This window comes from Phascolarctobacterium succinatutens, from assembly GCF_958453765.1.
GTDB lineage: Bacteria > Bacillota > Negativicutes > Acidaminococcales > Acidaminococcaceae > Phascolarctobacterium_A > Phascolarctobacterium_A succinatutens_B.
The window spans coordinates 1-15,118 of record NZ_CAUDZA010000030.1 but is presented as its reverse complement, the minus strand read 5'-3'; the positions used below and the strand labels follow the sequence as shown (position 1 = coordinate 15,118).

Below are 15,118 nucleotides of genomic sequence, written 5' to 3'. Positions count from 1 at the left end.
CCAGACCTCGCTTTATTAAACCTTTTTCTGCTGACTGCGCAGATATGCTTCTACGAACGGCATCAAATCGCCATCCATAACAGCCTGAATGTTGCCTGTTTCGCAACCTGTACGATGGTCCTTAACCATAGTATAGGGCTGGAACACATAGGAACGGATCTGGCTGCCCCATTCGATATTCTGGTAATCACCGGCAATATCGCTGACAAGAGCATCCTGCTTAGCCTTTTCATATTCATATAATTTTGCACGCAGCATCTGCAGGCAGCGCTCACGGTTCTGAATTTGGGAACGCTCATTCTGACATTGAACAACGATACCCGTCGGTTCATGTGTCATACGTACAGCAGAGGACGTTTTGTTGACGTGCTGACCGCCGGCACCGCTGGAACGGTAAACATCGACACGCACCTCATCCATATTAATATTTACATCAACAGTATCATCCAGCTCCGGCATTACGTCTACCGCAGCAAAGGAGGTATGACGGCGGGCATTGGCATCAAACGGAGAAATGCGCACCAGACGGTGTACACCCTTTTCAGAGCGCAAGAAGCCATAAGCATTATGGCCGTTAACCTGAATGGTAGCACTTTTTACACCGGCCTCATCACCCGGCTGATAGTCGAGCATCTCCAACGCAAAGCCGTTTTGCTCCGCAAAACGGGTAAACATGCGCAGCAGCATGCTGGTCCAGTCTTGAGCTTCAGTACCGCCGGCACCTGCATGCAGTGTCAGGATAGCATTATTGGCATCATATTCACCGCTGAGCAGCATACCCAGCTCCAAATGTTCCAGCTCGCTGCGGCATTTTGCCAGCAGCTCATCCATTTCAGGAAGCAGGCTTTCATCATTTTCTTCGGCAGCCATTTCCTGCAAAGCTTCCAAATCGTCAACACCTGCGCTTAATTTATGGAAACCGTCAACCTCTTCTTTTAAGCTGTTAACGTCCTGCGCAGTTTTTTGTGCCTTTTCCGGATCATCCCAAAAAGTAGGATCACCCATTTTATGTTCTAATTCTGCAATACGATCTTCTTTGACAGCGATGTCAAAGAGATCCCCTCATTTCCTCTAATTTTGCTTGCAGATTTGTAATTTCAGGCTTATATTCTTCAATCAACAAAATTCCTCACAACCTTTCGTGTAGCAAATATTAGTTATTTACGGCCTCAGCCGTTTTGCCGAGTTCTTGCAAACAAGGCGAAAGTAAGTCAGCAGCCAAGGCTGCTGACTTAAAATTATTTCTTGGGTTCAGCTTTCAAATTACCCTCGTCACCCTCGGGAGTCGGGTTATTGGTGGAAGCATTTTCCAGCGGGTCTTCAACCTGCGGCTGGGTAATAACATTGACGCGGTAAATGTAACGAACAACGTCTTCCTTGATAGCCTCCATCATGGCTTCAAACATATCGTAGGCTTCAAATTTGTACTCAACCAGCGGATCCTTCTGACCATATGCACGCAGGCCAACGCCTTCACGCAGCATATCCATAGCATCCAGATGCTCCATCCAATGGTTGTCTACAACCTTCAGCATAACCAGGTTTTCCAGCTCGCGCATCAGTTCGGGACCGATTGCATCCTCACGTGCCTGGTAGTTGTCATCAGCAACCTTCTGCAGATATTCAGCCAGCTCTTCACGGCTGAGGTTTTGCAAGTAATCTACAGTCAACAGACCACGCGGAGCATAGAAATCCTCAGCGTAGTTAATCAGAGCCTGCAGATCCCAATCCTCAGAGTAAACCTCAGGCGGTGCGTACATGGTCATAGTACGTTCAACGGTTTCATCAACCATTTCCTTGATGGTATCCTTAAGATTTTCCTGATGCAGGATTTTATGACGCTGAGAGTAAATAACCTCACGCTGCTGGTTCATAACATCGTCATACTCCAGGACATGCTTACGAATGCTGAAGTTACGTGCTTCAACCTTCTTCTGCGCATTTTCAATGGACTTGGTAACAAGGCTGTGTTCAATCGGCTCATCGTCCTCCATGCCCAGCTTATCCATGATGCCGGCAATATTATCACTGCCGAACAGACGCATCAGATCATCCTCCAGGCTCAGGAAGAACTTGGAAGAACCGGGGTCACCCTGACGGGCGCAACGGCCACGCAGCTGGTTATCGATACGACGGCTTTCATGACGCTCGGTACCGATGATATGCAGACCGCCTAATTCAGGAACGCCTTCACCCAAGGTAATATCGGTACCACGGCCTGCCATGTTGGTAGCAATGGTTACAGCACCGTATTGGCCTGCATGAGAAATAATCTCAGCCTCTTTTTCATGGTATTTGGCATTCAGCACGTTATGCGGAATGTTGCGGCGTTTAAGCATAGCGCTCAGCTCTTCGGATTGAGCGATGGAAGTAGTACCAACCAGTACCGGACGGCCGGACTTATGGCATTCTTCAATCTCGTTGACTGCTGCCTTGTATTTGGCAATACGTGTTTTATAGATAACATCAGGATAGTCGATACGGATCATCGGCTTATTGGTAGGTACAACAACAACCGGCAGATTATAAATCTTCTGGAACTCCTGCTCCTCAGTCTTAGCAGTACCGGTCATACCGGCAAGCTTTTTGTACATACGGAAGTAGTTTTGGAAGGTAATAGTTGCCAGCGTCTGGCTTTCGCGTTCTACCTTTACGCCTTCCTTAGCTTCGATTGCCTGGTGCAGGCCTTCGGAGAAACGGCGGCCGAACATCAGACGTCCGGTAAATTCATCGACGATGATAACCTGACCATCCTTAACCACATAATCGCGGTCGCGGTGCATCAAAGCCTTAGCCTTCAGAGCGCACATAATCTGGTGGGAGTAGTCCACACCGTGCTCATTGTCATACAGGTTGCCGATGCCCAGCATTTTTTCTGCCTTGGCAATACCCTTTTCGGTAGGTGCTACCTGTTTTTGTTTTTCATCAACAGTATAGTCCTCGCCTTCTTCCATGTTGGCAACAACACGGGCCAGAACCTGATACAGCTCGGTGGATTTTTCACCGGGGCCGGAAATAATCAGCGGGGTACGCGCTTCGTCAATCAGGATACTGTCGACCTCATCGACAATACAGTAATTCAGCTCACGCTGAACCATCTGATTTTCATCAACTACCATGTTATCACGCAGATAGTCAAAGCCGAATTCGTTATTTGTACCGTAAGTAATATCTGCAGCATAAGCAGCCTTACGGTCGGGGAAGTCCATATCATGCACAATCAGACCTACAGACAGACCGAGGAACTTGTAAATACGGCCCATATCCTCGCTGTCGCGGCGTGCCAGATAATCATTGACAGTTACAACATGCACGCCTTTGCCGGTCAGTGCGTTCAGATATACAGGCGCAGTAGCTACCAATGTTTTACCTTCGCCGGTACGCATCTCGGCAATTTTGCCGCGATGCAGTACTACACCGCCAATTAACTGTACATCAAAATGACGCATGCCGGTAACACGTCTGGATGCTTCACGGACAACGGCAAATGCTTCCGGAAGAATATCGTCCAGGGTTTCACCCTTTTGCAAACGTACTTTAAATTCGCTGGTCTTGGCTGCCAGATTGGCAGAGCTAAGGCTTTCCATATCCTTTTCCAGACTATTAATCTTATCTACGATTACACGAATGTTTTTGATTTCTTTTTCGTTGGGGTCACCAAAAATTTTCTTTAAAATGCCTTCGAGCAACACGATCACTCCTTAAAATTATGGTGTTTGAAAAGACTATACACCTAATTTTAAATTATAACAGAATCTCTCTTAAAAAGCAAAAAGCACAGGAGCAAATCCTGTGCTTTTTTGTGAAGTTTAGGTTAAAATATTTGTTTTATTTCAGTTCAGGACTCAGCAAGCCATATTTGCCATCCTTACGGCGATAAACTACATTAGTAGCACCCAGATCAGGATCGTAGAATACGAAGAAATCGTGGTTCAACAGATTCATTTGCAGAATTGCTTCTTCCGGAGTCATAGGATGCATAATGAAGCGTTTATTCTTGATGATTTCGAATTCGCCTTCATCAGCAGCTTCTGCAGCCGGTGCCGGAGCAGGAACAGCGGTATCAGCAAAGTTGCTGTATTTTCTCTTCATCAGACGAGTTTTATATTTGTGAATCTGACGTTCAATTTTCTCTACAACCAAATCAATGGAGGAATACATATCTTTCGTGGTTTCCTGTGCTCTCAGCAAAATGCCGCTTGCAGGAACCGTAATTTCTACAATATGGTTACCTTTCTCAACCTTCAGTACTGCAGAAATGTCACCAACAGTCTTAAACTGCTTAGTAACCTTGGTAATTTTTTTCTCCACATACTCTTTCAGAGCCGGGGTTACATCAATGTTTCTGCCTTTTACGTTTACACTCATAATCAATGCCTCCTTTGGTATGTCGCCAAATTGCTTTGGTGCTACCATTTTTCTATCAAGGGCTCGGGCTTTATCCCTTTGCTTCTATATTTCGCTATAGGAACGAAAACTCCTGCTTAGGTTTGCAAAAAATATCTAATTTGCTTAGATTTGTTGCAATAGTGTTACATTGATTACAGCTTATAACCGATGTTAACATCCTCATCTTATAAAAGCGCAGCAACCATACTTTTCGACTCTTTTTAACCCAAGGAATTCATAAAAAGCAATATTTTTTTCACTTGCTTCTGTAAGGAGCTGCAGTTGATAGACATCGGCGTACTTTTCCATAACTCTTTGCATAAGCTGTGAACCAATGCCATGACGCTGAAATTCCGGCAGCACTATTAAATCCTGCAGAAAAACCACAGAAGCACCATCACCGACAGCACGGAGTATCCCCACAAGCTTTCCATCAGCATAAGCAGCTAAAACATAAAGTGAATTCTTATAAGCTTTTCTTAGCATTGCCGGATTATTGGTATAATTACTCCAGCCAACACTACTATATAACGCCATAATTTCGGCTTCATTGTAGTTCTTGTATTCTGCAAATCTAAGTTCATTCATCAGTGCGTACCTTCCACAATCGTCAGTCCGGAAGCCTGCTGTTTTGCATACTCCGGCTAAAATCAATATTCTTCGCTTAACAAAAAGTCTGCTACATGCATACTCTTAATACCCTTATAATTTCCACCGGCAAACTCATCTGTCCTTAAAACATACTTTGGAAAATTATCATCTATATCCAACAGCCTTGCATATTCTCGTTTTTCTGTTTCTGCTGAGATGATTTGTTGTGTAACCTGTATATAAAGCTTTTCATTCTGTTTAGTAGCGACAAAATCAATTTCACCAGAATCTATTTTGCCGATATTCACTCTATATCCACGTCGACACAACTCCAAGTAAATAACGTTCTCCAACATCGCAGCTACGCTATTATCATTATAACCCAATACACTATAACGCAAAGCTGTATCTGCCAAATAAAACTTCTCTTGCGTTTTCAGTAGTTCTTTACCCTTTAAATCATAACGCTGACAACGATGTAAAATATATGCTTTTTCTAATTTCTCCAAGTAACTATATACTGTTTCATTATCAATTTTCCTGTGCTCTGATTTCATATAGTCGGATATTGTCTTTGCAGAAAAAGTATTACCAACATTGTTAAAAGCATATTTTACAACTCGCTCCAACAGATCAACCTTGCGTACCTCATTTCTTTTTACTATATCCGAGAAAATTGTAGAATTATAGATATCTCGAACAATAGTATAAATCTCATCTTCAGTATACGCATGCAAATGTATTGCAGGAAAGCCGCCTAACTTTATATAATTTATAAGCTCTTGTCTTGGAGTAGCAATCTCCGTATAGCGGCTCTTAAAATCCAGATATTCTGCAAAAGATAAGGTATATATTCTGAAAGAAACATATCTGCCAGTAAGGTATGTAGCTATTTCCGATGACAACATACGTGAATTAGAACCAGTAATATAAATATCTACATCAAATTCCGTAGACAAGGAATTAACTATTTTTTCCCAGTTATTGATTTCCTGAACTTCGTCTAAAAAAAGATATGTCCTTTCATCAGGATTTAATCTGTTTTTCAGTTCTTGGTACATCTGTTTCGCAGTATAGCCATCATATTCCATCGAATCAAAACGATAGCTTATAATGAGCCTGTCATCAATGCCACGCTCCTTTAAATTTTGCATAACTAGCTTTAAAATAGTTGATTTACCGCTGCGTCTGATTCCTGTAAGAATTTTTATGAACGGAGTATCAACATACTCCATAATTTTCTTTGTATAAAGTGGTCTATTAATCATCTTAGACACCCCCTATACATATATTATAACCGTAAAAAGCATTGCTTTTCAACATTTTTACGATTATACCCGCAAAACTTTTTTCTTTTATGTTGTTTTTAGGTTATAATCATATTTTTTCAATAATTCATCTATGCGTACCTTCCACAATCGTCAGTCCCGCAGCCTCCAAGCGCTCACAAATTTCTTCAATTTTTTTGCAAGTAACAACCTGACCATCCTGCGTGCGCTGCTTAACGCAAATGCCCACATGTACCACATCCGGCTTCAGGCTGATAATACGCTCCAGTTTTTCTTCGATACCCTCCTGATGCTTAAAACGGCAGTCGCCGCAGCCGTTGCAGCTCCAAAAGGCCTCCAGCTCCAGCGGTTCCTCACCATATCTGGCGAAAGCGCCGGTTTTTTTATTAAATGCCTTTAAACAAGCTGCACCCGTACAAACACTATTTGAATGCAGACAGTGTAAAATTACAATACGTTTCATGAGTGCCTCCCAAAGTCCTTACTAATTTTGTTCTTAACCTCCCGGCAGTCTTCTGCAGTCAAACCGATTTTCAGCGCCACGTCCTGCCAGGAATTTTTCGTGGTCTTCAAATCAATAACATCCTTAATATCCAGTCCGGCCTTTTGTGCCAACAAATACGCGCTGTTGATATGATGCATTGCGTAACCCATATGCATATATTTTTTTGTTACCTTCTGCGGAATATTCATGCGTTCTGCCAAACGGCGTGCCTGATATTCCACGCAGCTGTCAAAATATACCTGCGGTGTTAAGCCAAGCACATACTTCATGCGCTCCCAGGAATATTTATCGCGCAGGTCAATAATTTCCTGCAAAGATTTTTTGCTCATGTAGGCATGCAGGCAGATATCCTCCAAGCCTTCGAAACCATATTTTTCGTACAATGGTAATAATTCTGCTTCATCAAAAAGATAATCAGCATGGAAAATCTTTACAGCTCTTTCTGCCGTCATGTTGCGCGTATGCAAGCCGGCAAAACCGGCACCGCTACGCTGGCCGCGTCCTCTAAAAGCGAAAGGTTTGTCCTGTTTTTGTTCCTGCTGCAAGCCCAGCTTTTCCTTAACCTGATTCCAGTCACAGGTAACAGTGCGCATTGGCAATACCTGTGCCAAAGTTTTGCCGCTCTCCTTGGCCAGCTTGGCAGCCTGCTGAATATCGCCCAGCGGATAACCCTGTCGCAGATATTTCAGCGCCGTTTCTCTGTCTACAAGGCTGTCTGCAGGCAGATAGCTTGCCTGATACTCCATATATTTTTCGGCATACAGCTTAGGCGTCAGCCCTAGCTGCGCACGCACCCTGCCCCAGGTTGCAGGCTGACGCAGCTGCAGCACCTTTTCTACCGGCTCACCGGACAGATACGCATACAAGCAGGCTGTGTTCATATCGCCATAGCTATGACCGATATTCAACAGTCGCAGCATATCAGAATAACGGTAGCCGTATGCGGACTGCAGTTTTTCCGCAGCCTCTGCATTGGAAAGCTGTGGCCGGCGCATGCGCGGCGGCATCGGCGGACGCTTGCCGTCTTTGGGCGGCGGCAGCATCATTTTGTTTTCCTGCGGCGGTGCAGGCTGAGCAGCGAAGGCAGCAGGAACTGCTACGCTGCCGGCGAAGAACATGGCCATGAATGCCGGAATCAATAAAAGCTTTTTCATTTTAACCCTCCTTGAACTGAAAAAATATAGTATGTCAAGAAAACTTATATTAGGATAATTGAAGCCGCAGATGGCGCCTTATTCGCCGCCGTCCTACTGCCAATGTTGAGGCAGATACACAATGTTTATACGTCCCGTAGACTTTTCCTCATCCACTCTGCAGCGCACCTCATACATATCATAAATAAACTTTTCCGTCAGCAGCTCACGCGGAGTTCCCATGCCAACAATCTGTCCGTCCTTAATCGCAACCAGACGGTCACAGTACATCGCTGCGATATTCAGATCATGCACTGCTGCTACAACAGTCAAATCAAGTGATTTTACAATATCCATAATCTGCAGCTGGTACTTAATATCCAGATGGTTTGTCGGCTCATCCAGCACCAGACATTCCGTCTGCTGCGTCAGCGCACGCGCCAAAATTACACGCTGCTGCTCACCACCGCTCAAGGTAGCAAAGCTGCGTTCTTCAAAGTCCGCCAGACCTACAGTAGCCAGCGCTTCGCGCGCGATGCGATAATCGTTGAGATTATCACGCTCCAGCATTTTCTTGTGCGGCGAACGTCCCATCAGCACAACCTCCAACACCGAAAAATCAAAGCTGTAAACATTATGCTGTGCTACTACCGCCAGCTGCAGTGCCGATTCACGGTAGGAAAGCTCGTCCAACGGCGTTCCGTTGAAGGTAATTTTACCATCTGTAGGCTTCTGCACACGGTAAACACATTTTAAGAAAGTACTCTTACCACTTCCGTTAGGCCCGATAATGCCCACAAATTCCTTATTATGCAGGCTGAAATCTATTCCCTTAAGAATTTCCTTTGGTCCGAAGGCCATTTTTACTGCTTCTGCTAAAATCTCCATTATCAGTTACCTCCAAAGCCATAGGTTTTCTTAATCATCAGGTAAACGAAGCAGGGCGCGCCGATTAAGGATATCAGAATACCGATTGGCAGCTCGGTGCGCGGAATAATTACACGGCATAGGCCGTCGGCAATTACCAGAAATACCGCGCCTGTCATAGCGGAAACAGGTATTAATTTTTTGTGGTCGGTGCCTACCAGCATACGAATGACGTGCGGTACTACCAGGCCGACAAAGCCTACCATACCTGCAGCATACACTATAAAGCCTACGATAAGAGAGCTTACCAGCAGATAAATCTGTCTGTAAATATGTAAATCCGTTCCCAAGGTCAACGCAGATTCATCACCTAAAAGCATCAGGTTGAGCATACGGCTCTGCGTCCAGAAGAACATTACTGCCAACACTACGATTGGTCCGATAACTGCAAGTGTTTCCCACTTGGCACCGGCAAAGCTGCCCATCATCCAGTAAGCTATGGTCTGCATGCCTTCTTTATTATTGGCAAAATAAACGATAAAGCTGGAAAAAGCACCGCAGACTGCACTCAGCGCCATGCCTGCCAAAAGCAGCTTAACGGAATTGCTGCGTCCGCCCAGGTTAGAGATAAACAGTACGCCCAGCGACATAGCCAAGGCACCGATAAAGGCTGCAATGCCTACAAAGTTTTCACCCAGCGCTACGCCGATACCGAGCAGAATCGCTGCCGTCGCACCCAGCGAAGCGCCGGAGGAAATACCCAGTATATATGGGTCAGCCAATGGATTCTTTACTACAGCCTGCATGATAACGCCGCAGACCGAAAGTCCCATGCCTACTAAGGCAGCCAATACCAGGCGCGGCAAGCGCAGCAGCCAGATAATATCATGCACAGGTCCGCGGTCAACACCTTCAATAGGCTGTCCGCTAAACAGCTGCTCTACAACAGTATTGTAAATATTTACCAACGGCAGCTTAACTGTACCAATGGACAGCGCCCAAAACAAGGCAATTACCAGCAAAGCAAGCAATCCCAGGCAGATGAACAGGTACCCCTGCTTCTTCAAAAAATCAACCATCATCATTTCTCCTTATACAAATCCGGGTACATTCCGGCCGCAATAATTTTTATGCCATCATAGGTGCGCACGCCTGAGCTGTAAATAGCATACAGCGGCAAGGCTACAACACGTCCTTCCTTCACGCAGCGCAAATTTTTCAGCGCCTTGTGCTGGGTAACGCGGTCAATCATATCCTGCTCATGTCCGTAATGTGATTCAATGACAACCACAAAAATAACATCCGGGTCAAGCTCTACAACCTGCTCCAGACCAATAGCACGCTGCTTTTCTGCCAGCAGTTCACCGTGCAGCTCTTTGACAATATTGCCTGCCAAAGATTTTTCGCCATACACCGTCGGCTCCTTGCCCATAAACTCCAATACCAGAGCACGCGGACGCTTTTGGTAGCCTGCAGTCTGACTGATGGCAAAATTAACCTCCTGCTGCATTTGTCCTACAAGCTGCTGCGCCCTTTCATTTTTATCAAAGATTTTGCCTAAATCAAGAATATCCTTATATTCATTTTGCAGAGTACGCGGCTTCGCATCAATCATAGAAGAGCGTGCGATAAAGGTATTTACTCCGCGCTTATGCCAAAAATCAGTTGGGCGCAGCACCTTCGGAGCAAACGTTGAATGCCAGCCTACAATTAAATCCGGCTTCAGCATCATGGTTGTTTCCACATCCAAAAGCTGCAGTCCGGTATAAGGTATTTTGCTGTACTGCTCCTGATATTCCTTGCGGAAAAACTTTTTGTCCGGCACGCCGTTACCGGCAATAATGCGGTCACCAACACCCAAAGCCAGCAGTGTTTCAATGCTGTTCTGCCAGACTGCCACCACTCGCTGCGGCGGCTTTGTATATGTCATCTTCTCAGGCTCGCCCTGGGTATTATAATTTTCGATAGTTACGGGGTAGTGCGCAGGGTTATAGGCATATTCTACCGGGTGGTTAAAGCGCAATAGCGCTTCGGGGTTTTCCTTTACCGGCAGAGTAAAGATGTTGCGTTCACAGCCTGTGAGCAGCAAGCATACTCCCAGCAGCACTACTGTTAATATTTTTTTCATTTACTTCCTCAGCTTAGTACGAATATGGCAAAGCACTACTGCGCCAGCAGTAGTGCTTTACCTAAAGGGAGATAGAGTATGATGTATCAGTTAAAAGTTAGAAGCTGTATTTCATACCAACCATCCAGCAACGGCCAGGCATTGCAGAGCTGCCAACACCATTCCAAGAGTTATAAGAGGTTTCATAAGCTTCATTGGTCAGGTTGCTTACGATTACATATGCAGTCAAATCTTTGGTAACCTCATAGTTCATGTTCCAGTCAAGAACTAAGAAGCGATTGTTAGTGAATGCATAATCGCTGCAGCCAGTATACCAGTTGGTCAGTAAGCCGGTGTACAATTTGCCGTTTTCATAAGACAGGTTCAAGGAATAATGGTTTTGCGGACGCAGGCTGTTGATAGCAGTGTTGATATCAGCAGGATTCTTATAGCCCCAGCTCGGATCAAGTACCCAACCGTTTTTAGCCATCCATTTATCCTTCATATGAGAATAGGATGCGCTCAAGGTGAAATGCTCATCAAATTGATGATCTACAGTCAGGTTGAAGGATTGTTTATCCTCTTTAGCATTAACAGCGGTATTTTTGATTTCACCATCAACGAAAATAGGTAATGTTGCAATAGCATTGCTCATACGGGTCCAGTCATAATGTACCGCAACGCTGGTCTTATCACTTAAATCTTTACGTAAGCCTAAAGTCCAAGCATCGCCTTTTTCATCATCCAGAGGAGTTTTGAATACACCGTCAACGCTGGTGTAGTCACCCTGTTTTAACGGACGGAATACTTTAGTCCAGCCAAAATACATGCTGCTGGTATCATCAAACATATATTGGGTATTGATTACCGGTGTGAGCAGATGAGTATCGCCCTTACCCTGTGTTTTGCCTTTATCATTAGTTGTTTCAAAAGCACTGTATTTTGCATAGCGCAGAGAAGGAGTAATATCCCATTTATCGCTCAGATGAATTTTATCCTGAATATAAGCAGTAGTAGACTTTCTATCTACATGACTGGTTGTAATCTCTCCGGTTGCATTGTTAATTCTCTTGGAGAAATTCTTAGCTTTGTCATAGGTTACGCTGGCAATAATATCATTAACACCTACAGTTTTAGCATATTGCAGTTGAACACCACGATTCTTTTCTTCATGCCAACTGGTAGGTTCCTGTGCAGCGCCGCCTGTTTTTTCCAACCATTCTTTAACCTTTTCTTGGTCGCCATCCGGGAACGGAGCTAAGTTTTGGCTAATCCATTGGGAAAGCTGTTCGTTAGTTGCGCCATTAGGAAATGCAGCTTTATATGCATCAGCTGCGCCTCTACCGTTTACATACCATTGATATTTATCACGGTGAGCATAGCGATGGTTCTGATCATATACACGGATAAAGCTTTCCATGCCGTTTTCTTTATTAAAGGTATACTGTACATCCCAGTCATTATTTTTGAATTTACTGAAGGAGCCGTATACCTGACCATCTAATGCATAAAGGTTATGATAACCGGGATTTTTAGCATCGCCAGTTAATGTACCGCCAATTAATTTATTATTTTCATCTAATTGGCCTACAGTAGCTTTGAAAATAATATCGTTCCAGTCTTTTTGATTCCAATATTTCATGTTAGGTACAGCAATAGGATAGCCATCCTTGCCTTCCTTAAAGTTGTACCAAACCTTTAAGTTTTGCTTATCATTGAAGTCTTTATCTACACGGAAGTTAACTCCGTCTTCCTTCCATTTAGAACCACCCAAGGAACCGTTAGAACCGACAATACCGTCTTTATAACCGGTATCACCGGACATATCACGGTTAGCAGAAATAAAGTAATGCCAAGAATTGTCATCACCGGCACTACCGGAATAGCTGATAGCATATTTATGTTTGTGCCAAGAACCGGTAGACAAATCGATAGATCCAACATTCTGGTCACCGCCCTTACGGGTAATAATATTGATTACACCGCCGGTTGCATCACTGCCATATACGGAAGCGCCAGGTCCTTTGATAACTTCGATTTTATCAACATTTTCCATATTGGTTATCTGGTCAAGGTTTACACCGGTGGATTTAGAACCGGATTTTGTATTGCTACCGACACGAGTGCTGGCAGCATTGTCTACACGACGACCATCAACCAAAATAATTACGCGGGTATCACCATTGATGGAAACACCATTGTTATAGAACTGATAGCCATATTCGCCGCCACGATAGCCGGGGTTTTGGAAGGTAACGCCGGGGATACGTTTGATTGCTTCAGTCAAATCAGTATAATGACGTTTTTCAATCTCTTCACGGGTAATAACTTTAACGTCGCCGCCGGTACGATAGTAGGACTGCTCAGTAATAGTATCGCCGAACTTGTTTTTAACTGCGTCAGCCTCTACAATCATGCTATCTAAGGTATAGCTGTTCAGGTTTTCGTCAAATGCTGCGCTTGCGCTTGCGCACAGGCCCATTACCATCATCATAGCAGCCGCAGCTGTATATCTTCTCTTCATGTTACTCATACACTTCTTTCTGTAAAATTTGAGTTTCTTGCAAACTCAACGCCTAATACTCATCAAAAACATTATTAGAACCGTGCGCCATTAATATACGTAAACGTATAGGTCTGCGCCGTTACCCAGTTGCCAACAGTTTCGTCAGCAAATTTGCCAAAGTTAAAATTCAGCTTACGTGAACCATTGGCAGGAATCTTGCACAGCGGAAACTTTACCGGTCTGCCGGTAAACTGCTTCTGCTCGCCATTTTTATCTGTGTAGGTCACACGCATAATAAAGTCGTTCAGCTTCGTAATCGTCAAATCACTGCGCTTATTGACAAAAGTGCCTGTTACACACAGCTCGCCGCCGTTAACCCATACCTTGGATGTTGTCCAGTCCAAAATCATCTTGTCACTCGATACCTCAGCACCGGCAAGTGCTGGGCACATAAGCGCCAAAATTAAGGTCAATAGCATAAATATCCTTTTCATAGCTCCTCCTTTCTCTCGTAATCCTTGAGCATACTGGGACAAAATTTATTTTCATAAAAGCATCTGACCAAGCTATCCTTGTTCCGCTTGTCAGATGTTAATATGCAAGAATAATAAATACACTTCATACAAATATTGCAGTCAAAATAAAAGCGCCTTGCCGTACTGTGACAGCAAGACGCACTTATCCCTGGGAAAGCGCAATCCTGTACATCGCAGGTTGTTGAAAGGCCCTATATCAGGCAGTTCTTCTGGCTCTGCTTCACTGCCAGCCTTGTCTTCCCGGTTTCCCAGTGACTATATAAGGCCAGCTCCACATTACAGCTGCGGGACAGCACAGGTTTTGCACCTGTTTACCTATTAAGTATAAATACACCTGATACGCTTTTATTCTCTTGTTCTCTAGTTAGATTCTTAAATTTTATAGCAATATATCATGCAGTGTTTGCAGTTCCTCAAAGGAAAAAATACTTACATGAGAAACTCTCTAAATTGTTAATTATGTATATTGGCTTTTTTCTTATTTTACAATAACTTTAATTACATAATTAGTCACAGCTAGAATTATAGCACGTCGTCCCCCCCCCGTCAAGCAAAAGTACATCGAGTACTTTTGGCTTGCAGGTGCCTACGGCACCTGATAAATCAAAAAGGACTCCGTAATTTTAGAACGAAGTCCTTAATGTTTAAAGCATTATTATATTGTAATTACACGTCAACTAACCTACAACTATATTCTTAGTCTAACGTAATATACTTGGCCAGATATCATACCGCTATACCTATTTTTCATATATTTAATTTTCTGTCAGCAAAAAACGCTGCAAAGCCTGCTCTACAATTTTATTCATCGATAGGACCGTTACCTACACCAACTACACTCTTCTTTTCGCCTGCAACAGCAATTTCACCTTCAAAACGGCTGTGGATGCTGCCATCAGCTTCGTTAAGCTCGGTGAAGCGATGACGCAGCAGCTGATATTTGCCAACAAAGTCGATGTATTCCTTGCGGAAAAGCTGCACAATCTGCTCACTAGACAGCTCATCGCCATATTCATCAGCCGCAGTCTTCACGATATTGCCAAATTAGGATAATTGAAGCTGCAGACAGCGCCTTATCTGCCGCCGTCCTATTGCCAGTGTTGCGGCAGATACACAATATTTATACGTCCCGTAGACTTTTCCTCATCCACTCTGCAGCGCACCTCATACATATCATAGATAAACTTTTCCGTCA

13 protein-coding genes and 1 riboswitch are annotated in these 15,118 nt (G+C 44.1%); all 13 genes read right to left on the bottom strand.

What is annotated here, in order from left to right:
* Positions 1-15: 15 nt before the first annotated feature.
* A protein-coding gene (gene prfB / locus Q7Q81_RS09865) for a peptide chain release factor 2 (RefSeq protein WP_187363676.1) occupies positions 16-1,120 on the bottom strand; the annotation gives its coding sequence in 2 pieces (ribosomal slippage) (positions 16-1,050 and positions 1,052-1,120; 1,104 coding nt in all).
* 118 nt (positions 1,121-1,238) lie between these two features.
* Positions 1,239-3,698, bottom strand: a complete 2,460-nt coding sequence (secA, locus tag Q7Q81_RS09860) for a preprotein translocase subunit SecA (RefSeq protein ID WP_009144771.1) — start codon at positions 3,696-3,698, stop codon at positions 1,239-1,241.
* 130 nt (positions 3,699-3,828) lie between these two features.
* Positions 3,829-4,368: a ribosome hibernation-promoting factor, HPF/YfiA family gene (hpf, locus tag Q7Q81_RS09855; RefSeq protein ID WP_210684878.1), complete on the bottom strand. Its 540-nt coding sequence runs from the start codon at positions 4,366-4,368 to the stop codon at positions 3,829-3,831.
* Positions 4,369-4,569: 201 nt separating this feature from the next.
* Positions 4,570-4,977: a GNAT family N-acetyltransferase gene (locus tag Q7Q81_RS09850; protein ID WP_304275771.1), complete on the bottom strand. Its 408-nt coding sequence runs from the start codon at positions 4,975-4,977 to the stop codon at positions 4,570-4,572.
* Positions 4,978-5,039: 62 nt separating this feature from the next.
* The gene (locus tag Q7Q81_RS09845; protein WP_304275768.1) at positions 5,040-6,248 is read right to left on the bottom strand and encodes an ATP-binding protein; all 1,209 of its coding nucleotides are present in this window, start codon (positions 6,246-6,248) and stop codon (positions 5,040-5,042) included.
* A 127-nt stretch (positions 6,249-6,375) separates the two neighbouring features.
* Positions 6,376-6,732 (bottom strand): CGGC domain-containing protein, encoded by a 357-nt coding sequence (locus Q7Q81_RS09840; RefSeq protein WP_304275765.1) that lies wholly within the window; start codon positions 6,730-6,732, stop codon positions 6,376-6,378.
* The gene (locus Q7Q81_RS09835; protein ID WP_304275762.1) at positions 6,729-7,928 is read right to left on the bottom strand and encodes a hypothetical protein; all 1,200 of its coding nucleotides are present in this window, start codon (positions 7,926-7,928) and stop codon (positions 6,729-6,731) included. The genes Q7Q81_RS09840 and Q7Q81_RS09835 overlap by 4 nt, the downstream gene beginning before the upstream one ends.
* 93 nt (positions 7,929-8,021) lie before the next feature.
* Positions 8,022-8,795, bottom strand: coding sequence for an ABC transporter ATP-binding protein (locus tag Q7Q81_RS09830; protein WP_303711063.1), 774 nt, complete (start codon positions 8,793-8,795; stop codon positions 8,022-8,024).
* 2 nt (positions 8,796-8,797) lie between these two features.
* Entirely contained in the window at positions 8,798-9,859 is a 1,062-nt protein-coding gene (locus tag Q7Q81_RS09825; protein ID WP_304275759.1) for a FecCD family ABC transporter permease, read from the bottom strand.
* Entirely contained in the window at positions 9,856-10,902 is a 1,047-nt protein-coding gene (locus Q7Q81_RS09820; RefSeq protein WP_304275756.1) for an ABC transporter substrate-binding protein, read from the bottom strand. Before Q7Q81_RS09820 ends, Q7Q81_RS09825 begins: the two co-directional genes overlap by 4 nt.
* 97 nt (positions 10,903-10,999) lie before the next feature.
* Entirely contained in the window at positions 11,000-13,405 is a 2,406-nt protein-coding gene (locus Q7Q81_RS09815) for a TonB-dependent receptor (RefSeq protein ID WP_304275753.1), read from the bottom strand.
* A gap of 74 nt (positions 13,406-13,479) precedes the next feature.
* Positions 13,480-13,881 carry a hypothetical protein gene (locus tag Q7Q81_RS09810; protein WP_304275750.1) on the bottom strand — a complete coding sequence of 134 codons (402 nt, stop codon included), beginning with the start codon at positions 13,879-13,881 and terminating at the stop codon, positions 13,480-13,482.
* A gap of 224 nt (positions 13,882-14,105) precedes the next feature.
* Positions 14,106-14,276, bottom strand: a riboswitch (cobalamin riboswitch).
* Positions 14,277-14,724: 448 nt separating this feature from the next.
* Positions 14,725-14,955, bottom strand: coding sequence for a hypothetical protein (locus tag Q7Q81_RS09805; protein WP_304275747.1), 231 nt, complete (start codon positions 14,953-14,955; stop codon positions 14,725-14,727).
* Between the last annotated feature and the right edge of the window lie 163 nt (positions 14,956-15,118).